A 26575-nucleotide genomic window follows, 5' to 3' on the forward strand; every position below is an offset into this window, starting at 1 on the left:
GCGTCAGCTCAAGGCGATGGCGAGCGCGATGGCGGCGAAGCCGGAGGCGATGGTGAGCACGAGCGCGGCGATGCTCCCGGCGCGTCGAGCGCGCTCCGCCGCGTCGGGGTGGAGCGCGTAGACGCCCAGGAGCAGCGCCATGGACGCCTTGCCCGGTACCCGGAGCGAGGCCGAGAGGACCTGCTCGGCTCCCTTGGTGCCGCCCGTGATGAGCATGGCCAGCGCGCCGAGCGGGCCGGCCATGAGATCCCAGCCGCACGCGTAGAGCCCGAAGCGGAGCGCGCGCCGGCGCTCTGGCCGCGCGCCCTGGCGCCGTGCCCCGAGGTCGAGCGCGGCGCCGTGCAAGGTGTGCGCGAGCACCATCCACACGGTGACCACCGGAACGCCGATCGCGAGCCACTGGAGGGCGCTCGCGCGTGCGGCCGGGTTGCGAGCCAGCTCCAGCGTAAGGCTCGGCAGCGCCAGCGCGATGAGGGGCAGGAGCGCGGCGATCATCGACAGGATCGCGAGCGTCTCCGCCAGCAGGGCGAAGCGCATGGCCGCGGGGAGCGCGCCGTCGGGGATCGTGGCGAAGAACGTCTCGGCTCCCAGCGTGGTCGCCCTCGAGGTGGCCCAGAGCCGCGACCAGACCCCGCCGATCGGGCGCTCCCACGGGACGATCGCGACGACCCCCGAGCCCTCGTCGCTCGCCGCGGAGCACCCGGCGCAGTCGGGCTGTCCACAGCACGCGCAGAGCACCGCCGCGGGGACATCGAACGTCTCGTCGTCCCGCGAGAGCTCACGGCGTACGCTGGCAGATCGCTTGGCCATTGCGCACCTTCGAGCAGCGGACAAAGGCCACTCCCATCAAGGTTACGTCGCACGGGCGAGCCTGTCGACCCGAGATGCCACCGGCCACGCGCTCTTCAGTGCCTCAGTGCAGCACCTCGTCGCCCCGCCGCCGCTGCCCCGTCGGGAGGTCGTCGATCCTTCCTCCGAAGAACGCGGCGGTGAACAGCGCGAGCAGCGCGATCGCCCCGGTCGCGTAGAGCCCGTAGCCCCACGTGAAGCGGACGGGACGGAGCAGCGTGCTGCCCGGCGTGAACGTCAGGCGCATCGCGACGGTGACGAGGGCGACCGCGGCGAGGAAAGCGACGGCCACGCGGGCGCCGCGCATCTTGTGGATCGACCTCCGGGTCAGCGCGAGCGGGATCATCACGAAGAACGCGACCGCCGGGGCCCACATCCAGCCGAGCCGTCGCGCGAGCCCGAAGCCGCTGAGGTCGCGGAGCTCGGGGGCCGTCTCGTGGATCCACGGCGCGAAGAACGCCGCGAGGCCGAGGAGCGCGAGCGCGAGCAGGGCGCCCCGGCCGCGCCCGGCGTAGGTCCACGGGAGCGGTTCCATGTGCGGCGGGAGCGGCTCGTCAGGCTCTTCCTGGAGCGCGTCGTACGAGGGCGGAAGCTTCGCGAGCGCCTCCAGCCGGAGGCCGCAGGCGGGGCACGTGGACGCCTCTTTCGCCTCGAACATCTCCCGGCAGAAGGGGCAGGCGTGAAGCCCGGTCATCGAGGCGGGAGGATAGCGCACGGCGAACGGCGCGGCGGACGCCGCGCGGGGCGGGGGCCGCATTCCGGGGTTCCACCGGGGCGGGGCTTAGCCCATAGTTGCGTCCCATGGGCAAGCGTGATCGGCTCTCGGACGATGAGATCGCCGGGTTCGTCGCTGCTCACCCGGGCTGGGTGCGAGCGGGCGAGCAGATCGAGCGGAGCTACTCGTTTCCGGATTACGGGACCGGCGTAGGCTTCGTGATGCAGATCGCCCTCCTGGCCGAGCGGCGCGATCATCACCCGGAGATCGCGCTGTCGTGGGGCAAGGTGCGGGTCGCGTGGTCCACGCATGACGCTGGCGGTCTGACCGCGCTCGACCTGGAGCTGGCCGAGCTGACCGACCGCTTGAGCGCGGGCTGACGCTGCGCGTGGGCAAGGTGCAGGGGATGCTCCCGAGCGAGCTGCTGCAACGTCTGGATCTGGGGCTGGAGGGGGACCTGCCGCACCTCGAGGAGGCGCTGACGCATCCGAGCTTCTCGAACGAGCAGCGAGGCGGCCGGCGCGTGGACAACCAGCGCCTCGAGTTCCTGGGGGACGCCGTGCTCGGCCTGTGCGTGACGGAGCTCCTCATGGAGCGCTTCCCGGGGGCGAGGGAGGGGGAGCTCTCGATGATGCGCTCGGCCCTGGTCAACACGGACGCGCTGGCGGCGTGGGCGCGAGGGATCGAGCTCGGCGCCGCGCTCCGGGTCGGGCGCGGCGCGGAGGTCGCCGGTGAGCGCGACCAGACGAACGTGCTCGCCGACGCCACCGAGGCGCTCGTCGCGGCCCTGTACCTCGATCGCGGCTTCGAGAGCGCGCGGGCGCTGAGCCGGAAGATCGCCGCGAGCCCGCTCGCGCAGCTCGCGAGCGGCAGCCTGCTCGGGCGTGACGCGAAGAGCGAGCTGCAGGAGCGCGTGCAGGCGCGCGGCGCTGCGTCGCCGCGCTACCGCCTGATGGGCACGGAGGGGCCCGACCACGACCGCGCGTTCCTCGTCGCCGTCGAGGTCGACGGCCAGGTCATCGGCACCGGCCGGGGCCGATCGAAGAAGCTCGCGGAGCAGGCGGCCGCGCGCGCGGCGCTCCTCTCCTGCGCCGCGCCGGAGCCCGCGGCCGCCGCATCCGATGGACGGGCAGCCGCCGAGGCCCTGCGAGGTGCGCCCGAGGGCAGGGGGGGCCCGCCATCCGGCGAGGCGTCCTCCGAGCAAACCGTGAACGACCGAGGACCCAGTCGATGATCCGTCACCTGATGCTTGCTTTCACCATCGCGCTCTGCTCGCTCTTCGTCGCGCTGCCGGCCTGGGCCGGGAGCTACCTGGACAGGGCGAGCCTGCTGCTCGACGAGGCGCGCAGGGAGGGCGACATGCTCCTGCCGCGGACCCATGACAAGGAGCTCGTCATGGTGGTGCATGCGCTCGCGGAAGCGCGCGCCCTGGTGGCGCGCAAGATGGAGTGCCCTAGCTCCGTCTCCAAGGCGCACCCGCACCTCCTGCTCGTGCTCGCGAACAGCGAGCGCGCCGCCGAAGCGGCGGCTCAGGGCAACTTCAAGAAGTTCATGGAGCACCTCACCGTGGCGCGGAACGAGGACCGCGCATTCCGTGCGCTCATCACCGAGCTCGGCTACGCGCTGCCCGATCTGAGCTCGAAGCGCTGAGGAGCGCAGCGAGCCGCGCCCGCTCGAAGCGGGTCTGCGCCGGGGGCCCGTGGCGAGCGTCCCCGGCGCAGCCAGTCTCAGAACATCGCGCCGAGATCGATGCCGAGGGTCCACTGCGACCCGAGCCCGGCGAACTTGTTCTCGCCGTCGATCTCGTTCGCCGCGCCCTGGTTCGCGTCCTCGGGGCTCACGATGTCGGTGATGAAGTGCGCGCCGAGCTTGACCATCTGGAACCGCAGCTGCGCGCCGAAATGGAGCCGGTGGCGGTTCATGCGCACGGCGTCGAAGACCACGGTGTTGTTGAAGTCGGCCTGGGAGCCGCCGTCGCACACCGGCTGGCCGTCGTGCGGGAGCGGGTTGCCGTCCTGCCCCTGCACCGGGTTGGCAGGCGAGTTCACCCCTCGGAAGTTGCAGAAGTTCACGGCGTCGGTGTTCGGGGTGAGATCGATGAGCCCCGAGTCTCCGAAGATCCGGAGCCACTGGTAGCCGGCGTAGGGGGTGATCACGACCGTGCCGGCGATCGGCAGGGGCTTCGAGATCACTGCGTCGGCGCCGGCCACGGTCAGCTGGAACTCCTCGGTGCCGGTGACGCTCCGGACGCTGCCGCCGACGGCGAGCTCAGGGAGGATCGCGGGGAGCCCTCGGCGGAACCCCTCGAACAGCGACCAGCGCACGTCGGCGCCCGCGCTCACGAGGCTGGTGTTGGCGAGGAACCCGACGGCGCCGGTGAGCTCGAACCCGAACGGAAAACCCTTGCGGACCTTGAGGGAGTAGTGCTGCAGGAAGGAGTCCGGGCTCCGGTTCTCGATGGAGAAATTCTTGCTGGTCGGATCCTGCGGCCCCTGCGTGCCCTGCTTCCAATACTCGGCGTCGCTGTCAATCTTCGTGTAGTTGGCCTCGATGCCGATCTCGAACCCGCCGTAGCCCGTGGTCCGCGCCGAGTGCATCGCCGACGGCGCCACCGCGAAGCCGTACTGCGCGATGAGCTTGGCGAACGCGGCGTCGTCGGTCAGGCAGCGTTGATAACGGGAAGCGGGGTTGTAGTAGAGGCCACCGTCCGGCCCCGTGATGCGGCAGGGTACGGCGGCGCCGCCGAGGCTCGGCTCCGGGTCGCGCACGAGCCGCGCGAGCGCCGGATCCATGACGTCGGCGGCCGCGAGCGAGGACGACGCCACTCCTGCGAGGGCAATAGCCGAAGCGATCCAGCACGATGCGCGCATTCCGTGTCTCCGAGGCGGGAGGCTACGTGTCCGCTCGTACAGCCGTCAAGCGAACAGAGGGGCCTCCGTCCGTTCGGTCCGCGTTTTCCGCGCGACCGCGTGGGCCGGCTATCTGTCGAGGCGGCGCTGGCGAGCCAGGCGGCGCGCGCGATCCCTCGCTCGGGGGTTGCGGCGCGCGGTCGCGTCGCGGAAAGAGAGGGCGTGCTCAACGATGGTCGCCCCCGGCTCCGTGCGGCGCCGCTCGATCCGCCGTTCCGGATCGTGCTGGTGGAGCCGGAGATCCCGCAGAACACAGGCAACATCGCGCGGCTCGCCGCGGCGACGCAGAGCCCCTTGCATCTGCTCGGGAGGCTGGGGTTCCGCATCGACGAGCGGAGCGTCCGCCGCGCGGGGCTTGACTACTGGCACCTGGTCACGCTCGAGCAGCAGCTCGACATCGCCCACTTTCGCCACCATCACCCGAACGCGCGGCTCCGCCTCTTCAGCGCGGTGGCTCCGCGGAGCTACCTCGACGCGGACTTCCGGCCGGGCGACGCGCTGGTGTTCGGCAAGGAGAGCGTGGGCCTCGACCCCGAGCTCCTCGCGCGGATGCCGGACGACGTCTTCGGCATTCCCACGCTGGGTCCCGTGCGCTCCCTCAACCTGGCCAACGCGGTGTCCATCGTCCTGTACGAGGCGCTCCGCCAGGTGGGCGCGCTCGCCTGCGCCGCGCCGGGGTGACGGCGCGTGTGCGTAGGCGCGCGCGACATCCTGTAAGAGCGCGATCCGCCGCGGCGTCCCCCTGGGCCCGGCGGCCGCGCGCCGTGGACGTCGGCGACGCGTCGTTCTAAGGAGAGGGCCGCATGGTCATGCACCAGCAACCCGCGCGACAGGACGCCCGACGGCCGGCCGCGCGCCTCGTCCGGGCCGGCGTGGCGGTCGCGCTCTCGGTCGCGGCGCTCGCCTCCGCCGGATGCAGCAGGCGGCCTCCGAGCGGCACGCCCGACGGCGCCGTCCGGGAGCTGGTCGCTCGCCTGCGCCAGCTGCACGGCGACCCGGCTGACGCCAAGGCCGCCTTCGAGCTCCTGTCGCGCCGCGCTCGGGACAACCTCGCGTCGCGCGCGCAGCGCTACAGCGCCGCGACCGGCAAGGCGATCGCGCCCGAGGCGATGATCACGCCGTCCCGCTTCCTCTTGCGCTTCGAGCCGCAGCGCTACTCTGCCCAGATCGCCGGCGCCCACGCCCTCGTGGACATCGCCGGCCTGCTCCCGGGAGAGCGCGTCCAGGTGCCCTGCGTCTACGAGGACGCGGGGTGGCGCGTCGATGTGGCGCTGCCCCCGCTCCCTCCCGTGCAGAAGCGACCGGGCAGCGATCTCTGAACGCGCCCGCACCGATGGCGCACGGCGTTTTCGGCCCACAAAAGCCCGGAGGCCGGCAGTGCCGGCCTCCATCGGCAGCGGCCGCAAGGCCGCTAACCATGAGGTAACGCCTTAGTTGGCGAGAAAGATCGCCTCGATCTCGGTCTTCACCTGCTCTTCCGTCTGACCTCGGGCGATCGCGATCTCCTTCACGATCAGCGTCCGGGCGGTGTCGAGCATGCGGCGCTCACCGAACGAGAGCTGCTTGTCCGTCTTCAAGCGATAGAGGTCGCGTAGCACCTCGGCGACATCGTAAATAGAACCCGTCTTGATCTTGTCCATGAAGCCGCGGTACCGACGGTTCCAGGTCTGGTTGTCGAACGCGATGGTACGCTCGCGGAGGATGTCGAAAATTTCCCGGATTTCCTGTTCAGAGATGACCTGGCGAAGGCCGACCGCGCTCGCGTTGCTGACTGGAACCATGATCTTTCGATCCGTGTCCAAGATGCGGAGAACATAGAATCGCTGACGGTTGCCAGCGATGTCCTTCTCCTCGATGTTGACCACCTCGGCCACGCCTTGGGCCGGGTAGACGGCTTTGTCGCCCACCTTGAACTGGATCTCCGAACGAGCCTGCATATCGTCTCCTTTGCCTTCCACCCCGCCGTCCTTTTAGTTTTTCGTCTGCCTCCCGAAATCCCTTCGAGGGGCGTACGCTGCACATGCGGTTGAACCTGGACCCGCAGAACCGACACACACCGTCACGCATTCCGAGAAAAATTCCGAGAAAAGAGCCATGAGCCGCCGCTCGAGACCGCTGTGCGAGAAGCAGGAACGCGAGCACCCTCCATGACCCGCGAGGGGTCGGTGCTCTGGCGTGCACAGCGGAATCTTGACAAGCGGCGGTTGAAGCGGACGGGTGCGGGCGGAAGGGATTGAGGTTGGGGGAACGGCCCTCTTGAAAAAGGGCCGGTTTGCGCCAGGCGCGCGCACTCTAGTGAGCCGGCAGAGATACGTCAACGAAAATCCCCGGGGTTGAGCCATCGTGGCGTGATCACTCTGGTTTTTCCTCGGGGTCGGGCGGGGTGACAGTGTGTACCGATGGAGGCATCGGCGTGGGTGCGCGCCGGCTCACCCGCCTAGTTTAGGGCAGAGCGGGCGTCTCCGGGAGAGGTGGCGGACCTGACCTGGGTGGGATGACTCGAAAATGTGACGGACGCGACGGACGGCGGGCGTTACGTCCGTCCGGCCTTCAAACGAGCCGGGGTGCTCAGGCGGCGCTGAGGCGTTCGGCGAGCCCCCAGCGGACGCCGCGATCCGAAGCGACGAGGTCGACAGGCGCTCCGGCGAGCCGCGAGGCCCACGCGAGGATCTCCTCGATGAGCACGCTGCCGGCCACGATGACGTCCGCGCGCGCTGGATCCAGCGCGCGCAGCTGGCTGCGCGCGGTGAGCGGCAGGGAAGCGAGGCGGGACGTGACGTCCACGATCTCTGCCCCGGATACCCGCGCGCCATGCACGCGGGCGCCGTCGTAGGGGGCCACGTCGCGCACGAGCGCGGCGAGGGTCGTCACCGTGCCCGCGACGCCGACCAGCGTGGGCGCCGCGAGCTGGGGCACGGCTGGGAGCGTCGCCAGCGCCGCCCGGACGTCGGCGCGGACGGCCTCGAGGTCCGCGGCGGCCGGCGGATCCGTGCGCACGTGACGCTCGGTCAGGCGGACGCTCCCCACGTCGAGGCTCACCGCCTGCTCCACCGCGCCGCCGGCGCTGCCGACGATGATCTCCGTGCTGCCGCCGCCCACGTCGACAACGATCGTGGGACCGCGGGCCGGCAGGTCGAGCCCCGTCAGCGCGCCGGCGTACGTGAGCTCCGCCTCCTCCGGCCCGGAGATCACGCGCGGCGCGACGCCGATGAGCTCGCGGGCGCGGGCGATGAACGCCTCGCCGCCGGCGGCGTCGCGCATCGCGCTGGTGCCGACGGCGTCCACGCGCTCGACCCCCCGGGACCGGAGCTCCTCCCCGTAGCGGGCGAGGCAGGCGAGCGTGCGCTCCACGGCCTCGGGCGCGAGCGCGCGCGCCGCGTCGACCCCCTGGCCGAGCCGGGTGATGGTCGCGCGCTCGACGAGCGCGACGAGCTCACCCCCGCGGCGCTCGGCGATGAGCAGGAGGACCGAGTTCGTGCCGATGTCGATGGCCGCGACGCTCATGCCCCGGGCCTTACTGGGTGAGCGTCTTCAGGTCGAGCATCTCCTCGACGTTCGGCAGCACCACCAGCTCGCAGCGCCGGTTGGCCTGCTTGTTCTCCGGGGTGTCGTTGGGCTTCACCGGGTCGGTGTCGCCGTAGCCGGAGGCGCTCCACCGCTCGGGCTTGAGGCCGCCGCCGGCCTTGTCCTCGGGCTGGAGCAGGAACGCGAGCACCTCGCGGGCGCGCATCACGCTGAGCCCCCAGTTGTCCTTGAAGCGGCCGCCGGCGAGCGGCGCGTTGTCCGTGTGCCCGGCGACCTGGAAGGAGCGCGCCGACAGCCCGGAGTCGTTGCGGATGACCTCGGCCACCTTGAGCAGGATCTCCTGCCCCTCCTTCTTGAGCGTCTCCCGTCCCGAGTCGAAGAGGACGTCGCCGGGCAGCTGGATGACCATCCGGTTGTTGCGGACGGTCACGCTGAGCCCGAGCTTGGTGAGGGCCTGGAGCTTGTCCCGCAGGACCTCGAAGCGCTTCTTGATGTCCTCGAGCTGCTGGGCACGGCGGCGGAAGTCCTCGAGCGCGCGCGCCTGCTGCTCGAGGTTCGCGTTCAGGTTGGAGATATCCACGCCCGCCGCCTTGAGCTGGGACTTGAGCTGCTCGATGCGGGCCGCCGCCTCGTCGAGCTCGCTCTTGGCCTTCTTGTTCTGCGCCTGCTCGGCGCTCAGCTGGGTCTTCAGGCCCTCGATCTCGCGGATCTTCGCCTGCATCTCCTCCTCCGAGTAGCCGCACCCGAGCGCCCCCGAGCCCGCAAGGAGCGTTGCGCCAAGCAACAACCACGACGTCGAGCGACGAACCAACATACCTTTCCTCCTAGAGCAGCCTAGAGCAGCGCGGCGCTCGGCCATGAGGGGCGCCGCGCAGGCGGCGCGACCGTAGCGAGGCGAATGGCGCCGCACAAGGCTCTCTAGAGCCTGCGCAACGCTGGAGCTCCGTGCGACCATGAGCGCACCGGCGCCGTTTGCCGCGCCGTGCAGGCGCGCGATCGCCAGGAAGGAGCGCGAAGGGCCAAGACAGACATCCCGTCAACTGTCAACAAAAATCAATCGTACGGTTCGGTCTGGTTGCTTCACCATGGCCTGCTCCGACGTTTACCCTCGCAACGCTTGCGGACCAGTTTGCCTGGAACACACGGGATACATCGGTTTAGGGCCTGCAAGATTTTCCTTGACCATCACCATGCGTGGCAATATACGTCGTGCAACATCTGTTGCCTCGGTAGGGAAACTGTAGCGGAGAGGACGTTTGGCGATGTCCGCCGTGCCGTGCCGGGGCGAATGCAGGAGGATTTCCAATGGCTGCTAAGAAGACCGCGAAGAAGCCTGCGAAGAAGGTGACGAAGTCGGCCAAGAAGCCGGCCGCCGCGAAGGCCGGGAAGGTCGCGAAGAAGCCGGCGCGGAAGGCAGCGAAGAAGGCCGCCCCGAAGCGCGCCGCCGCCAAGAAGACCCCGAAGCGCGCCGCCGCCAAGAAGCCGGCCGCGAAGAAGGCCGCTCCGAAGCGCAAGGCGAAGGCCGCCGGCAAGCGGGCGGCTGCGCCGAAGAAGGCGGCCGCTCCTCGAGGACGCGCCGCCGCCAAGCGCGCGCCGGCCAAGGGCGCGAGCACCCGCGGCGCGCGCAAGAGCACGCCGGCTCCTGCTCCTGCGAGCACCGGCCCGTCCGACGAGTCGGAATAAGGCGACACGGGAGCGCCTCGGGTCTTCCAACAGAACGAGGCGCGGCGACCCGACCCGCCGGTTGCGACCAGATAATCCGTCTTACAAGACCATCGGGGGGTGAGGACGCCGAGGATCCGGACGCGCGGGTCCAGGCCGGAGGCGCGCGCGGGTGGACGATGTCCCCGCGGCGGCGCGGCCCGCGCGAGGGGCGCTCAGGTGCGCTCGCCGAGGTAGAGCCGGAGAGCGCGCGCGGCGCCCTTGCGATCGAACGGGACGCCGGCGAGGTCCTCGCGCTTCGAGATCTGCTCGAACAGCTTCATCAGGAACTCGAAGAACGCCTCGCACTCGCGGATGGCGGCGTCGAGCCGCTGCGGATCGAGGAGGTCGCTCTCCTCGAGCGCCGTCATCGCGGAGACGAACGCGTCGACGTGGGGGTAGTCGCCCACCCGGAGCAGCGGGTAGCCCATCGCCCGGAAATACGAGAGAAACTCGCGCACGAACGCGAAGCTCGCGATGCCGGTCCATCGGTCGGGCGCCGGGCCGGTGTGGCGCGCCTTGCTCGCGAACGCGCGCGAGATCTGGGCGAACATCCACACGTCGCGCCGGAGGCGATCGCTCGTCGCGCGCCGCGCGGCCTGATCGTCGAAGACGCGGCCCTCCTCGAGCTTCGCGCCGAGCGACCTGCCGAGGAACAGGATCGCGTTCTGCAGCGCGGGGCGGAGGCCGTGCGAGACGGCGCGGAGGCGGACCCGGTACTCGGACTCGCTCACCAGCGCGTCCGCGGGCGGGAGGTCGTGCTCGAAGGCGCGGCGCATCTCGAGCCGCAGGTTCGCGGCGAGCCCGCTCAGCGCGGCCTTCGTGGAGAGGAGGCGGTGCCCCTCGGCGGCGAGCTCGTCGTGGCGCGCGACGATGTCGCTTGCGGGCACGCGCAGCAGATCGCGCTCGAAGCTGTCCGCGAGCAGCGCGCCCGCCCGGCGCCGGAGGTAGTTCGAGAGCGCGCGGGCGTCGCTGCGCAGGACCGCGAGCACGAGGTACCCGCGCCCCGCCACGCGGTGATCCGAGTGATCGAGCGCGATGGCGTCGAGCAGGCGGAGGTACCTGAGCATCCTGAACAGCGCGAGGAACGTGAGCGCCACGAGCCGGTGCGCCTGCTCGCCGGGCACGCGGTGGATGAGCTCGAGCACCTGCGTCGACGGGATGCGATCGAACTCCGGGCGAAACTCGAGCGCGTGGAGCGGGTTGAAGAACGTGCTCTGGGCGATCTCGCGCATCGCCGTCGCGAGGTGGGCGTAGAAGAGCCTGAAGCTGACCCTCGGCAGCCGGAGCAGCCCGCCCGCAACCTCGATGAGGTTCGTGAAGCCGTGCCGGAGCACGAACAGGCTCGACTCCGGCGACTCCTGCGCCATCGTCGCGTGGAGGAGGCGGGTGCGCGCCGTGTCCTCCGGGAGCACCGTCTCCAGGTAGCGCTGGAAGACGAAGGCGCGATCGCGATCGCCGAGCATGGTGCGCGTCAGCTGGACGACGCGCGCCATGCCGTCGCGGGCGTGCTGGAGGTGCTCGCGGAAGTCGTGGCTGACGATCGTCTGGCGCCGCGCGGCGCCCGGGTGGTTCCGCGGGTTCGCGAAGCAGGCGACGCCCTTCAGGAGGATCTCGAGCTCGAAGAGCGTCTCGTCCTTCTTGTCGGCCGCGAGGCGCGCGAACCACGCCTCGCGCGCTTGCTGCTGCTCCCGCCTCAGGCCGCGCGTGTCGCGGAGCAGCTCGGCGTAGGCGTTGCGGCCGGGGTGGCCCGAGCCGCGCAGGATCCCCGAAGCGTCGCTCGACACTGACGTGCTCCTCGCAGGCGGCGCGCTGCTAGTAGTTGCGTCGCTTGAAGTCGAAGGGGTAGGTCAGCACGGTCTCCTTGCCGCTCGGCGAGCGCGCCCAGGTGATCGACTTCGCGAGCTCCTCCATGCAGGTCTCGACCTGCGGCGCGGTCACGTCGCTCTTGTCGCGCACGATGCTCGCCTCCTCGAACGTCCCGTCGGGCTTCAGCTTGAGCTGCCACGTGACCCTGCCCTGCGCGCCCGGGTGCTTGCGGGCGTAGAGATCGAAGCAGCAGCGGAAGGCGTCGCGCCTCGCCTTGATCGCGTCGACGAGCGGCTGCAGGCGATCGCTCGATCCGGCGTCGGCGGAGGTCGTCGCGTTGTTCATCACGACCCCGCCGTCCGGCGGATCGTTCGTGATCTCGGAGGCGATGACCTTGCAGTCCTCGACGGTCTCGGCGGCCTTCTTGCGGCTCGCGGGCCGGTCCGGCTGCGCGGGCGCGGCGGCGCCCGGGTCCGCCGCGCCAGCGGCCGTGGCGCCAGGGTCCGCGGCGCCAGGGGACGTCGGCTGCGAGGCCGGCGGCGGCGAAGGCGGCGGCGCGCTGTCAGGCGGCGAAGGCGGCGGCGCGGCGCCGCTCGAGCAGGCCGCGAACAGGGCCGCGGCGAGGAGGACTCCGGTGAACACGGCGCTGGCGGTGGCGCAGGGACGCATGGCGCGCATACTAAACGGTTCGGCTGAGCGGAGGCGAGGCGCCTTGCGTTTTTCTCCCCTCGCGCCGGCAATCCGGGGTCTCCTCGACGGCCGTCTTGAAGATCCCGCTGTGCTTCACCGTGGCCGCCGCCGTCGCCGTCCTTGCGCCCGCAGGCTGCGATCCCGTCGCGGAGCCGCAGCTGTGCGGCCAGATCCCCCAGGGAGGGTGTCCGGTCGGCCGGGGGGGCACCTGCGACGATGCCGCGTGCCGTGCGCTCTACGACTGCCTCGAGGGGGCCTGGACGGAGGCCGCGTTCTGCGATTCCGCGGGTGAGCCTGCCGGGGATGGGGATGCGGGCGCGGGCGGCGACCCCGGCGCGTGCGAGGTCGTGACGCTCGATCGCAGCGGCGAGGCCGCGGGCTGCTCGCCCGCCCTGCAGCAGCCGGACTGCCCGGCGGACGCCGCGGAGACCTGCGCGGATACCGCGTGCTGGACCGGCTGCATCGACTTCTTCCTCTGCACAGAGCAGGGGTGGAGAGCGATCGCCTACTGCGACCAGCAAGGGCGCGTGATCGTGGCGCAGTGAACGATCGGCTCGTCGGCGCCTGCCTTCGGCGCCGAGGAGAGAGCCACGGGGGGGCGCGTCAGCCGGCCCTGAGGAAGGGGCTCCACTCGTCGAACGAATGCGGCAAGCCGATCAGGATCTGCATCGTCGCCGACCACCGCGGCGGCAGAGGCTGGCGGATGAGCCGCATGCTGGCCTCGTCCGGCGTGCGCCAGCCCTTGCGGAGGTTGCACGTGCGGCACGCGGTCACGAGGTTCTCCCAGGTGTCCTCGCCGCCGCGCGACCGGGGGAGCACGTGGTCGATGTTGAGATCGCGGACGGGCGGGCGGCGCGCACAGTATTGGCACTGGTGCGTGTCGCGGAGCATCACGTTCTTCCGCGTCAGCCGGATCGTCGGGCGCCGCATGCGGTCGTACCGGCGGAGGTGGAGGACGCGCGGCACGCGGAGCGAGCCGCCGACCACGGGGAGGCCATCGTCCTTCTCGCGCACCGGCAAAGTCCGCCACGCCGAGAAATCGTGGAGATCGCCGACCTCGTCGACCGCGAGGGCGGCCCCGCCGAAGAGCAGCAGGAAAGCGCGACGCGCGGTCGTGATCTGCACAGGTTGGAAGAAGCGGTTCACCACGAGGACCGGGAGATCGAGCGGCTCGGTCCTACGCTCGCAGCGGAACCCTGAAAAACCGTCGCCGAGATCGAGCTCCTCGTGAGGAGAGCCCCCCGGGACTGTAGCTACCCCGTCCGGCACGCTGGGCAGTGTAGCAACGAAAGCTCCGGTGAACATCCGGCGCTGCACGGCGGCGTTTCTGCTGGATCTCTGCCATTGCCGCGCGGCGGATCGGGCGCGACGCCGCGCCCTGAGCCGTCAGGGCATCGCCTCGAACCCCCCCGCGCCCGCCCTGTCGAAGCTCGGGCTGCGCGCCGGAGCCCGGACGTCACGGGCCGGGCGCGCCGCGCTCGACGCTCCGCGCGGATCGCTTTCGATCGGGCGCCGTATTCGCTAAGACGCGTCCATGTCGAGGGACGGTCGTCTCCTGGGTCGAGCCGCCGTGGTGGGGAAGCAGGTCGGATGACGGAGCAGCGCGAAGGGGTGGGGCCCGAGCGGGCGACCGGCGCGGAGCCCCCTGCCGGCTCGCCATGGGATGATCCGATCGAGAGCGCGCCGCTCGTGTTCCTCGATCTCGAGATGACGGGCCTCCGCCCCGAGAGCGATCGCGTGATCGAGGTCTGCGCCGAGCGGACGCGGGGGGATGCGCGCGAGGACGCGATCACGTCGCTCGTGCGGCCCGAGCCGGGCGTGTTCGGCAACGCGCACGTGCACGGCATCGATCCGCGGGAGCTCGCGGGCGCGCCCACGTTCGCCGAGCTCTGCGATCGCATCGACAAGGTCACGGAGGGCGCGGTGCTCGTCGCGCACGCGGCCGCGTGGGACGTGGCGTTCCTCGAGGCCGAGCTCGCGCGGGCGGGCAGGGCGAGGCGCCTCCCGCACTACCTCGACACGCTCGTCCTCTCCCGCCGGGCCTTCGCCCTGCCGAGCCACAGCCTCGCCTCCCTCTGCAGGGAGCTCGGCGTGCACCGCGAGCGCGCTCACCGCGCCGAAGACGACGTCCACGCCCTGCGCGCCGTGTTCCGCAAGATCGTGGAGGTCCTCGCGCCGCGGACGCCGCGCGACCTGTGGCACGTCCGGATCGGCGAGCGCCACGCCCGCCCGGCGCTGGTGGCAGCGGCGGTGCGCGCGGCCGAGCATGCCGCCACCGTGCGCGTGAGGTACCGTCCGGCGCGCCGAGGGCCGGAGGAGCTCGTCGTGTGCGTAACGGGGGTGCGAACGGACCTCGACCCACCCCGGGTTCTCGGCTATCTGCTCCCGTCGCGCAGCCGTCGCGAGCTACGGGCCGATCGCATCCTGGCGATCGAGCCGATTTCGCCGGGAGAGCTCGGGCCGGACGGCGTGCCGCAAAGGGCCTGAGATCCACGTGCGAATCCACTCGAACCGAACCTCGCCGACGAGAAGCTCCCTCGCCGTCCGCCTCGGCGGCCTCCTGACCGCGACCTTCCTCGCCTCGTGCTCGAGCATGATCGGCCCGGAGTCCGCCCGCCCGCCGGCGGCCGAGAAATGGCTCGCCCGCGCTCGACAGGAGTTCCAGTCCGCCGACGTCGAGAACGCGCGCGATGCGGTCTCGAGGGCGCTGACGATCGTCCCGACCGACACGGAGGCCCGGCTGCTCGCGGGGCGCATCGCGCTGGCCCGGCTCGATTACGCCGAGGCGCTGCGCCTCCTCAAGGGCGTCGCCGGCTCCGAGGCTGCAGGGCTCCGCGGGCGTGCGCTCTGGTACAAGGGCGATCTCGACGCCGCCGCCGACGAGCTCGAGGCGATGCTCGACGATCCCGATGTCGTCGACGAGTGGGCGAAGTCGATCGCCAAGCTGGCGCGGCGCGGCGCGGGGCGCGCGCCGTTCACTGTCTCGGGCGCGCTCCTCGCGGCGATCGAGATGCAGCACGTCAGCCCCGCGGCCCCGTTCTTCGTCGTCCCGCTCGAGATCGACGGCGAGTCGGCGCTCGCGATGGTGTCGACCGGCACGGGCGAGGTGGTCCTCGACAGCAGCACGCGCAAGGAGCCGAGCTGGGTGTCCCTCCGCTTCGGCAAGAAGCTCGAGATCAACGACGTGCCCGCCCTCACGCAGGACCTGTCGGGCGTCTCGAAGCAGATCGGCGCGCCGGTCAAGGCGCTGCTCGGGGTGAACCTGCTCCGCCGCCTCAACGCGACCATCGACTACAGCGGCTGGCAGTTCGTCGTGCGCAGCTTCTCCCCGCCGGCGCCGCCCGACGCGACGCGCGTCGACGTCGCCTTCATCAAGGGCGGCGGCATGGTGCTGCGGAGCAGCCTCGGCCCCGACAAGTCGGTGCAGGGGCCGCTGCTCATCGACACGTCGATGACGTTCCCGATCGCGCTCGACAAGGAAGGCTGGAAGAAGGCCGGCTTCGAGGCCGATGGGTTGAAGCGGGTCGAGCAGGATCCGGAGCAGAAGCTGAAGCAGGGCGTCGTGCCGATGCTGCGGCTGGGCGCGCTGGAGATCCCCAAGGTCCCGGGCGTGTACGGGGCGCCGCTCCAGGCGCTCGAGAAGCAGCTCCAGCTCGATCTGGACGGCGTGATCGGGGCGGGGCTGCTCGCCTACTTCCGTGTCACCTTCGGCGACGGCGGTCGGCTCATGTGGATCGAGGACGACACCGCCGTGAACAAGGTGCTCCGGGGCGGCGCGCCGGCACCCGTCAACGAAGGGCAGGCTCCCGCCGCGCCGCCAGCAGAGGGCGCCGGTCCAGCAGGCGCGCCCGGCTCACCTGCGCCCCAGGGGCCCGCGCTCCAGGCGCCGCTGACCCCCCCGACGGCACCCCCCGCGGCCGCTCCGAGGTCGACTCCGCCTGCGGCCGCTCCGAAGCCGGCGCCGCCCGCGGGCGCTCCCAAGCGGACGCCGGACCAGTGAGCGTCATGTCCAAGGATCTGTTGGCGGTTTACGCGGGGAGCTTCGATCCGATCACGTTCGGTCACCTCGATCTGATCCAGCGGGCGTCGAAGCTGTTCGGTGAGGTGATCATCGCCGTCGGCCGGCATCCGACGAAGCACCCGCTGTTCACGTACTCGGAGCGGCTCGAGCTGCTGCGCCAGACCACGAGCGAGGTGACGAACGCGCGGATCGACTCGTTCGAGGGGCTCCTCATCCAGTACTGCCAGCGCGTCGGCGCGCGGGTGATCGTCCGCGGCCTGCGCGCGGCGACCGACTTCGAGTACGAGCTGCAGATCGCCCACGCGAACGCGGACATGCTCCCCGGCGTCGATACCGTCTTCCTGCCGACGCGCACCCACTACGGCTTCGTCTCCGCGTCGCTCGTGCGCGAGATCGCGAGCCACGGCGGCGACGTCAGCCACTACGCGCCCGCCGCCGTCTGCGACGCGCTCCGGGCGAAGTTCGGCGCCGCGAAACCCTGAGCGCCCGAGCGCTCAGTAGGTGCCGAACGGGGTCGGCATCAGCAGCAGCACGAACAGGAGCAGCGTCACCACGGCGATCACCTTGCGCGCCGGCGACAGCTCGCCGGCCTCCGTGGGAGGGTGCTCCCGCCCGCCGACGCGCAACATCAGGTGGACCAAGCCGAACCACGTGAGCCACGGCATCCCGTTCGCGACCGCGGAGAGGAGCGCGTCGGACAGCCCCTCGGCGATGAAGTGCCGCGTGAAATAGGCGACGTTGCCGACGAAGAGCGCGAGCATCAGCCAGTGCGCGGCGCGGCTGTAGCGGTCCTGCTCCTTGCCGAACAACGCGTAGGCGACGTGCCCTCCGTCGAGCTGGCCGACGGGAAAGAGGTTGAACGCCGTGATGAGCAGCCCGGCCCACCCCGCCATCGCCGTGGGGCCGAGGAAGACGTCATCGGTCTCGGGGATCGAGCCGACCGCGAGCCGCCTCAGCAGGAGATACAGGAGGCTGCGCCCCTCCTGCAGCGCAGGTCCGGAGCTCGCGTGCACATCCGAGTGCATGAGGCCCACGAAGAGGACCGGGAGCGCCACCGCGAGGCCGGCCAGCGGGCCGGAGGCGCCGATGTCGAGCAGCGCGTTCCGCGATTTGATCCTGCCCTTCATCGAGATCACCGCGCCCATCGTGCCGAGCGGGCTCACCACCGGGAGCGGGATGAAGTAGGGGAGCGACGCCTCGACCCCGTGCGCGCGCGCCGCGAAGTAGTGCCCGAACTCGTGCGCCAGCAGGATCGACAGGAACGGCACCGCGAACGGCCACGTCTGCGGCAGCGCCTTCACGAACGAGAGCGCGCTGTCGTCGTCCGGCGTGATCGGGGTCCAGAGGGTGCCGGCGACGAACACCGAGACGACCGTCAGGCAGAAGAGCGCGAGGTTCTTCTGCCATCGCAGCGGGGGCGGGTGCGAAGCGGCTGCTGCGCTCGACTCTGCGGAGCTCGTCGCCGCGGGCGCCAGCTCGGCGTCGAGATCGAGCGTGCTCGGGGTGGAGGATCGACGGTCGTCGGTCATGCGGCGCCTAGCGTGGCCGCCTCCTCGCCGCCGCTCAAGCGATCCACGCGCGCCTGCGCTCAGGGCGGGCAGTTCGGCCGCGCCCTGGGAGCGCACGCGGCGCTGCTGGGCGGCGCGCGGCCCTGCGGTGGCGGTGTGCTCGTCTGGCCGCGGGACCCTCGACCACGCCTGCTGCAGGCTCGACCAGGTCTGCGCGCACACCGATGACTTTGCGCGTCATCTCGCGGCGCCACGGTCCTCCTGTGGCGTCGGCCCGGCCGGTGGGAACGGTCGCGGCCGGAGCGCTGCGCTGCAGCGGGGCGCGCGACGCGGCCTCCCGATGGTGCGGGCGCGAACCTCTCCTGGCTGCGCGCAGGCTGGCCAGCGCTCTCTTCTGCGCCGCTGTCGCGTCCGTGTGCCCTCCGTGCCCTTCGGCAGGCGCGACTGCGCTACGATCGATCCCATGCCTCCCGCTCGCGTCGCCGCTGAAGCGCTCGTGGGCAAGCTCCTCTGCGACAAGTACCGCGTCGTGCAGCTGCTCGGCAGCGGCGGGGTCGGGCACGTCTACCTCGCGGATCGCGTCGGCAGGCCGCGTGAGGCCGCGACGTCGCGCGTCGCGGTCAAGGTCCTCCGGGCAGAGCTCCGCGACGATCCGCTGCTCGTCGCGCGATTCGAGCGAGAGGCCGGCGCGGCGTCGCGCGTCCGTCATCCCAACGTCCTCTGCGTCGATGCGCTCGAGCGCGCCGGCGACGCGCCGTGCTTCGCGATGGAGCTGCTCGTCGGGCTCGATCTCGCCGACACGCTGACGTTCACCCGAGCGCTCGTCCCGTCTCGCGCGGTCCGGATCGCCGCCGACCTCGCCTCGGGCCTCGACGCCGCCCACCGCGCCGGGGTGATCCACCGCGACGTGAAGCCGGAGAACGTGTTCCTCGTGCACGCGGCCGACGGGCGCGAGATCGTCAAGCTGCTCGACTTCGGCTTCGCGTGCATCCTGGGCCAGGGCGCCGAAGGCGCGCTGCTCCCCCGGGTCGTGGGGACGCCGGAGTACATGGCGCCCGAGCAGGCGCAGGGCGCGCCGGCGGCGCCCGCCGCCGACGTCTATTCCCTGGGCATCGTGCTCTACGAGATGCTCGCGGGCCGTGTCCCCTTTCAGGGCCCGTACCCAGCCATCGCAGAGAAGCACGGGCGCGAGCCGCCGCCGCCGCTTCACCGGGTACACCCGGGGCTGCTCATCTCGCGCGAGCTCGACGCCGTCGTGCGCAAGGCGCTCGTGAAGGACCCCCGCGGCCGGTTCGCCTCGACGGCGGAGCTGCGGCAGGCGCTGCTCGCGACGCCCGAGGCCCGCGCCGGGACGTCGTCCGCCGCTCCGCCCGACGCCGGCGCGCCGCCGCCCCCCGGCGTCGGGCACTGGGGCACCAAACCGTGAAGCCCGCTCGCTCCGGAAGCTTCCGTCGGCCCCCCTGCGCCTCGGCTTTGCTCTCACGGCGAAGCCCTGCTAGACGGCCGTTACCATCTCTTGTTCCGGGCGACAGCCGGATCCGCTCGTCAGGCCGACGCTGGCCGCGGCGAGCGAGCCGGCGTGGTTCGGAGGTCCGCGGGCGCGGGCCTCATCTGCGCGGGTCGGTTCTCCAGCGAGTCCTGGAATCCCAGAATCGCGCGCCAGTCGTCCTCCACTCCCTCCAGGCTTTGCCTGGCGCTTTTTCGGTTGCTGACTATGGGTCGCGCGACCCCATCACCTGATAACGGCACAGCGGCGTTTCACGACGCCGAACTCCCGATGTACGAGAGCCGCAGCGCCTCCGGGCCGCGCGCTGGGCCCGAGGGCGAGCTCATGCCGACGGACACAGGCGCCCTCGACGAAGATCCGTTTCGCGTCGAGCTGGTCGACGAAGACATCCCCACCCCGCGGCGCTACCAGGTCGTCTTCGACGAGGCGCGGATCGATCCGGACGTCCAGAAAGTCGTGCGACGCCTGGTACGCCACGGCTTTCAAGCCTACCTGGTAGGCGGTTGTGTGCGGGATCTGCTGCTGGATCGGCGCCCGAAGGACTTCGACGTCGCCACCAGCGCGCGGCCGGAGGAGGTCCGCGAGCTGTTCCGCAACTCGCGCATCATCGGCCGGCGGTTTCGCCTGGTGCACGTCCTCTTCCAGGGCGGCAAGGTCATCGAGGTGGCGACCTTCCGCCGCAACCCGAAGGAGGACTCCGACGACGGGAGCGAGCTGCTCATCCGCAGCGACAACGCGTTCGGCGTCGCGCACGAGGACGCGCTCCGCCGCGACTTCCGGATCAACGCGCTCTTCTACGACGTGGAGGCGCGGCAGATCCTCGACTGGGTCGGCGGCATGGAGGACGTGCGCCGCCAGGTGGTCCACACGATCGGCGATCCGGAGACGCGCTTCCGCGAGGATCCGATCCGCATCCTGCGCGCGCTCAAGTTCGCTGGTCGCCTGGGCTTCGCGATCACCCCCGACGTCTACGATGCGGTCGTCTACTGCCGGGACGCGCTCGCGCTCGCGGCGCGCCCGCGCCTCTCGGAGGAGATCCTGCGCCTGCTGCGCGGCGGCCAGGCGCGCCGGACGATCTACCTCGCGTGGGAGACAGGGGTGCTCGACGTCCTCCTGCCGGAGGTCTCGGCGCTGCTCTACGACGATCGCGGCGATGACGGCCCCGGCCAGCGCCTCTGGCGCGTGCTCGACTACGTCGACCGGCGCACCGCGGCGGATCGCCCGCTCGACGACACGGTCCTCTGGACGCTCTTGCTCCTCGAGCCGATGAAGGAGGCCTGCGACGGCGTCCGCGACCGCGCGGCGGCGGTCGCCGATTTCCTCGAGCCTCTCATCGACCGGCTGGCCATCTCCCGGCGCTACGCCGACGGCATGCGGCGCATCGTCGCCGTCCTGCCGAGGCTCGCGGGGGGGCGCGCTGGCCGCTTCGCGCGGACGGACATCTTCCAGCCCGCCCTCGACGTGCTCGCCGCCGAGCTCACCGCGCGCGGAGAGTCGACCGAAGCGATCGACCGGCTGCGCTCCGCCCCGCACCCGCGGCGCCAGCACGCCGACGCCGCGCAGTTCCGGCGCTGACCGGTGATCGACGTGGGCGACGTGGGCGACGCCGGCGCCGCCGGCGCGATCGAAGGTGGCCGCCGGGCAGGTAGCTGGCGGCAACCGACCAGCCGCCGTGGAACATCACCGGGGTTTCTGGTTTCATAAGAGGCCCCTGATGTCCTCTCCGGCCGCGCGCCTGCGCCCTGCTGCTCCACCGGCTGTCCCCGTGTCCAGGCGCCGGTCCGGCGGCTCGGCGCGCAGCCTGCTCGTGTTCGCGCTCGCTTGCGCCGTGTCGCGGCTCGCCGATGCGCAGGCGTCGCTCCTGCACGAGTTCATCGCGCCGGATCCCGCGGAGGACGTGTCGCTCGCCACGACGACGCTCGACGGCGGGCTCCCCGCGGCGATCCAGACGCCGAGCGGCCTGGCCACGGCGCCCGACCCGCAGCGCCCGCCGTCGAACCAGCAGCAGGTCTACAGCAACGTCGGATCCGACGCCGGCCCCGACGCGTCCTACGAGCCGGATCGAGACACCCGCCGCCCGAACGTCGAGCGCTACGACGATCCGTTCTCCCCCGCGACCGCGCCGTTCAAGCGGCTGCAAGCGTACGACGCCGTGAGGGCGGACTACTCGCTCGTCGTCCGAGATAGGAACCTGAAGACCGTCAAGGCGGACAGCGCCGTCTCGGCGGGCGACGAGGCGTTCTACGGGGACATCGCGGTCGATCTCGTGCCCAACGAGCCGGTCCGGATCCCGACGGTCGGGCCGGACACGCGGCTCGTGCGGATGCACGTGAACCCCGATACCCCGGTCGTCGTCCTGCGTGACGGCGCCGACAACTGGTTCGTGCGCGGCACGAAGAGCGCGCGCGTCCGGCTCATCGTGCAGCTCGCCATCGCCCGCGCGACCTTCGGCAGCGAGTTCGCCGACGTCGGCTGGAGCAAGCTCGAGCCCTTCCGCGGGCCGCAGGAGGCCTCCCACGAGGCGGCGTTCAGGCAGGTCGCCCAGGCGATCGGCATCTCGTCCGCGATGCGGCCGCGCGACGTCGTTCAGAAGATGGTCGAGTACTTCCGGTCGTTCGCCCCGTCGGACGACCCGCCCAAGGGGAACGGCGACATCTACCTGGATCTCGCGCTCTCGCGAAAAGGCGTCTGCCGGCACCGCGCCTTCGCGTTCCTCGTCACGGCCCTGCACATCGGGATCCCCGCGCGGATGGTCGTCAACGAGGCGCACGCCTGGGTGGAGGTCTTCGACGGCTCGCTCTGGCACCGCATCGACCTCGGGGGGGCCGCCCTCAACATGGACCAGGAGGTCGATCCGAGCCGCCCGCCGCATGTGCCGCCGCCGGATCCCTACAGCTGGCCGGAGCAGCGCGACTCGGGCCAGGATCTCGCCGATCGCACGCGCGCCGAGCAGGCGCAGCCGGGGCCCGCTGGCCCAGGGGCCGGGAGCAGCGGCGCCGCCGCGCCGCCGCCCCCCGCGCCCACGCCCACGACCGATGCGGCCGGGCGCGCGGCGGAGAGCACCGACGTCGTCGTGACCGCGCTGGACAAGGACATCCGCCGCGGCTTTCCCCTCCACCTCCAGGGACAGGTCAGCAGCGCCGGGGCGCCGTGCGGGCACGTCCGCGTCGACGTGGTCCTGACGGGGACCGCGGCGCCGCAGGGCGTGACGGTCGGCTCGCTGTCGACCGACGACCGCGGCCGGTACGACGGGGCCGTCGTGATCCCCGGCGATTTCGCGCTGGGCGAGTACGACCTCGCGGTCGCGACGCCGGGCGACGTCCGCTGCAAGGCCGGCCGCACGGAAGCCGCCGCCCCGTGAGCGACGCGCCGGCATGCGCCCTCTCGCCCCCGCGCGTCGCGGTGGGCGCCGTCGTCATCGATCGCCGGCCGGATGCGCCTGACGCGCCGCGCGTGCTCGTCGTCAAGCGCGCTCGTCCTCCGCTCGAGGGCTCCTGGTCGCTTCCGGGTGGGCGCGTGGAGCCCGGAGAGCGGCTCGCGGACGCCGTCGCCCGCGAGATCCGCGAAGAGACGGGCCTCGACGTCCGCGTCGGTCCCCTCGTGGAGGTCGTGGAGATCGTGGCGACTCCCTATCATTATGTGATCCTCGATTATCTGTGCGAGTCGATCGGAGGCGCCCTCTCTCCAGGCGACGACGCCTCCGAGGTGGCCCTCGTACCCGTCCCCGAGCTGCCGGCCTACGGCCTCACCGAGGTCGCGCTCCGCGTGATCCATAAAGCCCTGGCGATGGCGGCCGTCGGCTGAAACGGCGCGATCCAGGGAGCGCCCGACTTGGCGCGGCCGTGGCAGAGGTGAGATGTCGCAGAAAGGGCGACTCTCCATGTCGAACGTCCATGGTTGGACAGCGGCAACGTTATTTTGCTGCCCTGACGCTCACGACAATCGCCGGTGGCAGCGCTAGGTTGGATGTGGGGGCAGGGGTGAGCGCTGGTCCGGCGATCATGAGGGGATTGGTGGTCGTCGTGGTGGCGACCCTGGTCTCTTCTCCTCTCTGCTTCGCGCTGCCTTGCAACGATGGGGCTGGCCTGTTCGCGCTGCCCGCGCCGCGCGTCGCGCGCGTCTCGCGCGCCGCCGTGCCTCCCGGCGTACCCGAGGCCTCGGGCTGGCTCCCGGCGCGGGTCGCGCGCGCCCTCTCAAGGACCGTCTCGTGGGTGGCGCGCTCGGGCGTCACCCCGATGTTCCTTGGTCTGCACGGGTTCGGTGTGACCGTGTCCGGCGAAATGTGATGAACGCGGTTACCGCGGCTGCAACATGCGTTTCGCTGCTCTGCTGAGCGATCGCGGCGAGCGCTGGTCGCGCCCGTCGGCTCGAATTCTCGCTGTGTGGTGACCGCTGAGTCTGGATTGCGGCGCTTCTGGAGACATCGTAGACCGAGAAGTCTATGGGCCCGACGCGGAGAGCGAGGAAGGAGGAGCAGAAGGAGGAGCGGCGGCGGTTCATCATCGACGCAGCCTGGCAGCTGTTCCAGGAGACCCCCTATCCCGAGGTCACCATGGCTCAGGTCGCCGAGCGCACCAGGCTCGCCAAGGGCACGCTCTACCTCTACTTCACCACGAAAGAGGAGCTCTTTCTCGCGGTCGTCGATCAAGAGCTCGCGAAGTGGTTCCACGATGTGGATATCCATCTGACGCATTTCTGCGCCTCCCGCGGTGACGCGAGCGCGGCGCGCCCTCGGCCCTCGCGGGCCCGCCGCGCCGCGCCCGGGGCGCCTGCCGAGGACGCGTCGGCGAGCGTCGCCTCGATCCTGTCGACGACCCTCGCCGCGCGCGACGCGATGACGCGCTTGCTCGGCATCCTCCACAGCGTGCTCGAGCAGAACGTCAGCTACGAGGCCGCGCTCCGCTTCAAGCTCTCTCTCCTGGGTCACGTCGAGCGCACCGGGGTGCTGCTCGAGCGGTGCCTGCCGTCGCTCGCTCCCGGCCACGGCGGCCCGACCCTCATCCGGATGTACGCCCTGCTCATCGGGATGCGCCAGGTCTGCGATCCCAGCGACGTGATCCGCGATATCCGCAGCCGCCCCGATATGGGCCTCTTCCGGATCAACTTCGGCGAGGAGATCCGGGCGTCGTTCGCGCTCCTCCTGAGCGGCGCGAGCGCGCCGCCGCTCGCGCCCGGGCGGCTCGGCGCCCCGGCGCTCGGCGGGTTGAGCTCAGCGGAGCGGCGCCGCCCGGAGGGGTGAGGGGCGCGCGTTCACCACGGATCCCGCGCCGACATGGGCGGCAGGTGATCGGCGAACGGCTGGTTGAGGATGCGGGCGATGACGGACTTCCACGTGGTCATGTCGTTCTCGAAGTCCTCATGCCGCCGCGCCTCGGAGCCGTGGGGAGGGGGCCTCGTGTTGGGCCCCTTGATCCACTCCGCCCTCGGAAACACGACGGGCCGGTCGTCCTTGGTCTCCGTGAGCAGCGAAAGGACGTCGGCGTTCTCCGGATCGAGGAGCCCCGCCTCCATGCCGAGCAGCGAGACGCCGCTCGTGCCGGGCACCCGCGGGCGCCGCTCGAGGGCGTTCGACACCAGGTAGAGGAGCGACCTGCCGTAGACCTCGCAGTGGTCCTGGAGCTCCGCTTCGTCCGTGAGCGTGAACAGGGCGAACCGGCGCACCATGCCGCTCTTGATGGGCGGCATGTACGTGTCGCGGAACGCGTCGATGGCGCTCGCCGGCGCGAGCAGGGAGAGCGACTCGATGGGGAGCCCGAGCCCGAGCTGACCTCGCATCGGGCCGCCCTCGATCTTCTTGCCCTTCTCCGAGGTGATCAGCTGGACGAGCGGCGCGAGCAGGAACGTGCCGCTCGAATGGGCGACCAGGTGGAGCTCGATCTTCGGATCGCCGTCCATCAGCGACGCGAGGCGGCCGATCATCTCGCGGAGGCCGCCGTGGTCGGCGTCCATCGTCGCGTCACCCGCGGCCAGCTTCATGCGGTCCCACTCGGCCTTGCCGCCCATGCGGCGGACGAGCGGCTCGAGGGCGTCGTCGCGCCGATCGATCATGAACCCGAACGCCCTGGGATCGTAGCCGTCGTGGCGGCGCCCCTCCGTGGCGCGATGGAGGATCTCGAGGAGGCGCGGGTAATGGTCGGTCTCCCAGAGGAGCTCGATGGGGTAGATCTCGTGCCCGAGCAGCTTCGGCCGGAGGCGCGACATCCGGTTGATCGCGTCGATCTGCCGGCGCAGCCCGCCGCCCGCGATCAGGACGAGCCGGCGGCGCTTCCATGTCGCGGTCGCGCTCAGGAAATCCTCTTCCATGATGATACGGACGTCCTCCGACGACGTGCCGTAGGCGCCGCGCTGCTGGAGCTGGCCGTGCATGTCGACGCTGATGAGGTGCGGCCGCAGGCTGGCGAACGTCCGGCTCGTGGACGTGAGCGGGCGGAGCGAGCGCGCCTGGTTCAGGCGGATCGGGACGCCGAGCCGCCCGACCCACGCGTCGAAGCCGTATTGAAGCCAGTCGTCGTAACAGAGTCGACCGAAGCCGCCCTTGCCCCAGCCGACACCCCACGAGTTCTGGAGCCAGAAGCCCTCCGCGTCATACCCGATGATCGCGAACGCGTGACCTCCCCAGGGGGCGATGAAGGGGTTCGTCTTGTCGACCGTCGGGATGATGCCGTTCCTCTGGGTCCCATAATACCAGCCGTTGAACGGGATCAGCGCCGAGGCCGCGATGATCCCGACCTCCGCGAGGGCGCTGTGCATCGCCGGGAGGTCCCTGTGGTTCACCCGTTGATACAGGCCGAGCGGCCGGAGCATCCCGTCCACTGCGCGCTCCGGCGTGAGCGTGCCGTGGAGATCGTTCGCGTCCCACGGCCAGTGCTCATAGGAGCAGATACCGTGTTTGTGCCAGCCCTTCATGGCGCCCCTCAGGCTGGATCCCCTCGCGTCGTCCTCGCCGGGGTACTCGTCGTAGCGGCGCGCCATCGTGTACACCATGTTCTGGCTGACGAGGCTGCGGTCCGGCGAGACCCGGCGCCTGCGCAGCAGGTAGTGCGCCACGGTGGCGACCGTGAAGCCGGTGCAGCCGTTGTTCTTGCCCTGGTCGAGCACGGGCACGCCGTACTCCACGAAGCGCTCCGGGGGCATGATCGGAGGCACTTCCACCATCGTGGGGCGATAGAGGGTGTCGCGAAAATCGAGGACGTCAGCGCGCGCGTCGGTCGTGATGTCCCCGTGACGCCCAGCGAAACGCTCGGAATCGATCATGGTCTCTGATCTCGTGAAGTCGCTGAGTGTCGCACGGGCGGCGCGCGGGGCAAAGTCGGCGGGGCCCGCCCCCTCGGGCGGCTCGTG

The 26575-nt window shown here is 71.2% G+C and carries 27 protein-coding genes; 16 read left to right on the top strand and 11 right to left on the bottom strand.

Annotation, left to right across the window (positions count from 1 at the left end):
- Positions 1-3: 3 nt before the first annotated feature.
- Positions 4-810, bottom strand: coding sequence for a hypothetical protein (locus tag WMF44_RS09155; RefSeq protein ID WP_437298749.1), 807 nt, complete (start codon positions 808-810; stop codon positions 4-6).
- A gap of 103 nt (positions 811-913) precedes the next feature.
- A complete protein-coding gene (locus WMF44_RS09160) occupies positions 914-1543 on the bottom strand; it encodes a hypothetical protein (RefSeq protein ID WP_437298750.1) in 630 nt (209 codons plus the stop codon).
- A 107-nt stretch (positions 1544-1650) separates the two neighbouring features.
- Between WMF44_RS09160 and WMF44_RS09165 the strand changes: the two genes are divergently transcribed.
- Genes WMF44_RS09165 through WMF44_RS09175 form a run of 3 tightly spaced genes read left to right on the top strand, consistent with a single transcriptional unit; the run spans position 1651 to position 3214 of the window.
- Positions 1651-1944 carry a 4a-hydroxytetrahydrobiopterin dehydratase gene (locus WMF44_RS09165; RefSeq protein ID WP_437298751.1) on the top strand — a complete coding sequence of 98 codons (294 nt, stop codon included), beginning with the start codon at positions 1651-1653 and terminating at the stop codon, positions 1942-1944.
- A 26-nt stretch (positions 1945-1970) separates the two neighbouring features.
- Entirely contained in the window at positions 1971-2798 is an 828-nt protein-coding gene (rnc, locus tag WMF44_RS09170; protein WP_437298752.1) for a ribonuclease III, read from the top strand.
- Positions 2795-3214, top strand: coding sequence for a hypothetical protein (locus tag WMF44_RS09175; RefSeq protein ID WP_437298753.1), 420 nt, complete (start codon positions 2795-2797; stop codon positions 3212-3214). Before rnc ends, WMF44_RS09175 begins: the two co-directional genes overlap by 4 nt.
- 77 nt (positions 3215-3291) lie before the next feature.
- Here the strand turns inward: WMF44_RS09175 and WMF44_RS09180 are convergent, their stop codons facing one another.
- Positions 3292-4389, bottom strand: coding sequence for a hypothetical protein (locus WMF44_RS09180; RefSeq protein WP_437298754.1), 1098 nt, complete (start codon positions 4387-4389; stop codon positions 3292-3294).
- Positions 4390-4635: 246 nt separating this feature from the next.
- Between WMF44_RS09180 and WMF44_RS09185 the strand changes: the two genes are divergently transcribed.
- Together WMF44_RS09185 and WMF44_RS09190 are read left to right on the top strand one after the other, a co-directional pair.
- Positions 4636-5154: a tRNA (cytidine(34)-2'-O)-methyltransferase gene (locus WMF44_RS09185; protein ID WP_437298755.1), complete on the top strand. Its 519-nt coding sequence runs from the start codon at positions 4636-4638 to the stop codon at positions 5152-5154.
- Positions 5155-5282: 128 nt separating this feature from the next.
- A complete protein-coding gene (locus WMF44_RS09190) occupies positions 5283-5792 on the top strand; it encodes a hypothetical protein (protein ID WP_437298756.1) in 510 nt (169 codons plus the stop codon).
- Positions 5793-5903: 111 nt separating this feature from the next.
- On the opposite strand, the gene WMF44_RS09195 is transcribed toward WMF44_RS09190, so the two are convergent.
- The 3 genes from WMF44_RS09195 to WMF44_RS09205 form a co-directional block, all read right to left on the bottom strand.
- Positions 5904-6410, bottom strand: coding sequence for a CarD family transcriptional regulator (locus WMF44_RS09195; protein ID WP_012234339.1), 507 nt, complete (start codon positions 6408-6410; stop codon positions 5904-5906).
- A gap of 631 nt (positions 6411-7041) precedes the next feature.
- Positions 7042-7977, bottom strand: a complete 936-nt coding sequence (locus tag WMF44_RS09200; RefSeq protein ID WP_437298757.1) for a Ppx/GppA phosphatase family protein — start codon at positions 7975-7977, stop codon at positions 7042-7044.
- A gap of 10 nt (positions 7978-7987) precedes the next feature.
- Positions 7988-8812 carry an OmpA family protein gene (locus WMF44_RS09205; protein WP_437298758.1) on the bottom strand — a complete coding sequence of 275 codons (825 nt, stop codon included), beginning with the start codon at positions 8810-8812 and terminating at the stop codon, positions 7988-7990.
- A gap of 491 nt (positions 8813-9303) precedes the next feature.
- On the opposite strand from WMF44_RS09205, the gene WMF44_RS09210 reads away from it, so the two are divergent.
- Positions 9304-9681: a hypothetical protein gene (locus WMF44_RS09210; RefSeq protein ID WP_012234342.1), complete on the top strand. Its 378-nt coding sequence runs from the start codon at positions 9304-9306 to the stop codon at positions 9679-9681.
- Positions 9682-9875: 194 nt separating this feature from the next.
- Here the strand turns inward: WMF44_RS09210 and WMF44_RS09215 are convergent, their stop codons facing one another.
- On the bottom strand, positions 9876-11486 hold the full coding sequence (locus WMF44_RS09215) for a hypothetical protein (protein ID WP_437298759.1): 1611 nt from the start codon (positions 11484-11486) through the stop codon (positions 9876-9878).
- Positions 11487-11514: 28 nt separating this feature from the next.
- The gene (locus WMF44_RS09220; protein ID WP_437298760.1) at positions 11515-12177 is read right to left on the bottom strand and encodes an AgmX/PglI C-terminal domain-containing protein; all 663 of its coding nucleotides are present in this window, start codon (positions 12175-12177) and stop codon (positions 11515-11517) included.
- Positions 12178-12272: 95 nt separating this feature from the next.
- On the opposite strand from WMF44_RS09220, the gene WMF44_RS09225 reads away from it, so the two are divergent.
- Entirely contained in the window at positions 12273-12743 is a 471-nt protein-coding gene (locus tag WMF44_RS09225; protein ID WP_437298761.1) for a hypothetical protein, read from the top strand.
- Positions 12744-12801: 58 nt separating this feature from the next.
- Here WMF44_RS09225 and WMF44_RS09230 read toward each other — a convergent pair whose 3' ends face one another.
- On the bottom strand, positions 12802-13503 hold the full coding sequence (locus tag WMF44_RS09230; RefSeq protein WP_437298762.1) for an HNH endonuclease: 702 nt from the start codon (positions 13501-13503) through the stop codon (positions 12802-12804).
- A 285-nt stretch (positions 13504-13788) separates the two neighbouring features.
- On the opposite strand from WMF44_RS09230, the gene WMF44_RS09235 reads away from it, so the two are divergent.
- The 3 genes from WMF44_RS09235 to coaD are packed head-to-tail and all read left to right on the top strand — an operon-like array spanning position 13789 to position 16701.
- Positions 13789-14685, top strand: coding sequence for a 3'-5' exonuclease (locus WMF44_RS09235; RefSeq protein ID WP_437298763.1), 897 nt, complete (start codon positions 13789-13791; stop codon positions 14683-14685).
- Positions 14686-14692: 7 nt separating this feature from the next.
- Positions 14693-16198, top strand: a complete 1506-nt coding sequence (locus WMF44_RS09240; protein WP_437298764.1) for a tetratricopeptide repeat protein — start codon at positions 14693-14695, stop codon at positions 16196-16198.
- 5 nt (positions 16199-16203) lie between these two features.
- Complete coding sequence (coaD, locus tag WMF44_RS09245; RefSeq protein WP_012234349.1) at positions 16204-16701, top strand: pantetheine-phosphate adenylyltransferase; 498 nt, start codon at positions 16204-16206, stop codon at positions 16699-16701.
- 12 nt (positions 16702-16713) lie between these two features.
- Here the strand turns inward: coaD and WMF44_RS09250 are convergent, their stop codons facing one another.
- Complete coding sequence (locus tag WMF44_RS09250) at positions 16714-17748, bottom strand: site-2 protease family protein (RefSeq protein WP_437298765.1); 1035 nt, start codon at positions 17746-17748, stop codon at positions 16714-16716.
- A 442-nt stretch (positions 17749-18190) separates the two neighbouring features.
- Here WMF44_RS09250 and WMF44_RS09255 point away from each other — a divergent pair, with 442 nt between their 5' ends.
- From WMF44_RS09255 to WMF44_RS09280, 6 genes are all read left to right on the top strand, one after another.
- On the top strand, positions 18191-19153 hold the full coding sequence (locus WMF44_RS09255) for a serine/threonine-protein kinase (RefSeq protein ID WP_437298766.1): 963 nt from the start codon (positions 18191-18193) through the stop codon (positions 19151-19153).
- A gap of 405 nt (positions 19154-19558) precedes the next feature.
- Complete coding sequence (pcnB, locus tag WMF44_RS09260) at positions 19559-20809, top strand: polynucleotide adenylyltransferase PcnB (RefSeq protein WP_012234352.1); 1251 nt, start codon at positions 19559-19561, stop codon at positions 20807-20809.
- Positions 20810-20948: 139 nt separating this feature from the next.
- A complete protein-coding gene (locus tag WMF44_RS09265) occupies positions 20949-22595 on the top strand; it encodes a transglutaminase-like domain-containing protein (protein WP_437298767.1) in 1647 nt (548 codons plus the stop codon).
- Positions 22592-23038, top strand: a complete 447-nt coding sequence (locus WMF44_RS09270; RefSeq protein WP_437298768.1) for an NUDIX hydrolase — start codon at positions 22592-22594, stop codon at positions 23036-23038. The genes WMF44_RS09265 and WMF44_RS09270 overlap by 4 nt, the downstream gene beginning before the upstream one ends.
- 197 nt (positions 23039-23235) lie before the next feature.
- Positions 23236-23520, top strand: a complete 285-nt coding sequence (locus tag WMF44_RS09275) for a hypothetical protein (protein WP_437298769.1) — start codon at positions 23236-23238, stop codon at positions 23518-23520.
- Between the two features lie 155 nt (positions 23521-23675).
- Positions 23676-24473 carry a TetR/AcrR family transcriptional regulator gene (locus WMF44_RS09280; protein ID WP_437298770.1) on the top strand — a complete coding sequence of 266 codons (798 nt, stop codon included), beginning with the start codon at positions 23676-23678 and terminating at the stop codon, positions 24471-24473.
- 11 nt (positions 24474-24484) lie between these two features.
- Here WMF44_RS09280 and WMF44_RS09285 read toward each other — a convergent pair whose 3' ends face one another.
- A complete protein-coding gene (locus tag WMF44_RS09285) occupies positions 24485-26488 on the bottom strand; it encodes a C1 family peptidase (protein WP_437298771.1) in 2004 nt (667 codons plus the stop codon).
- Between the last annotated feature and the right edge of the window lie 87 nt (positions 26489-26575).

The sequence above is a fragment of the Sorangium sp. So ce426 genome (genome assembly GCF_051475585.1).
In the GTDB taxonomy this organism is placed as follows: domain Bacteria; phylum Myxococcota_A; class Polyangia; order Polyangiales; family Polyangiaceae; genus Sorangium; species Sorangium cellulosum_B.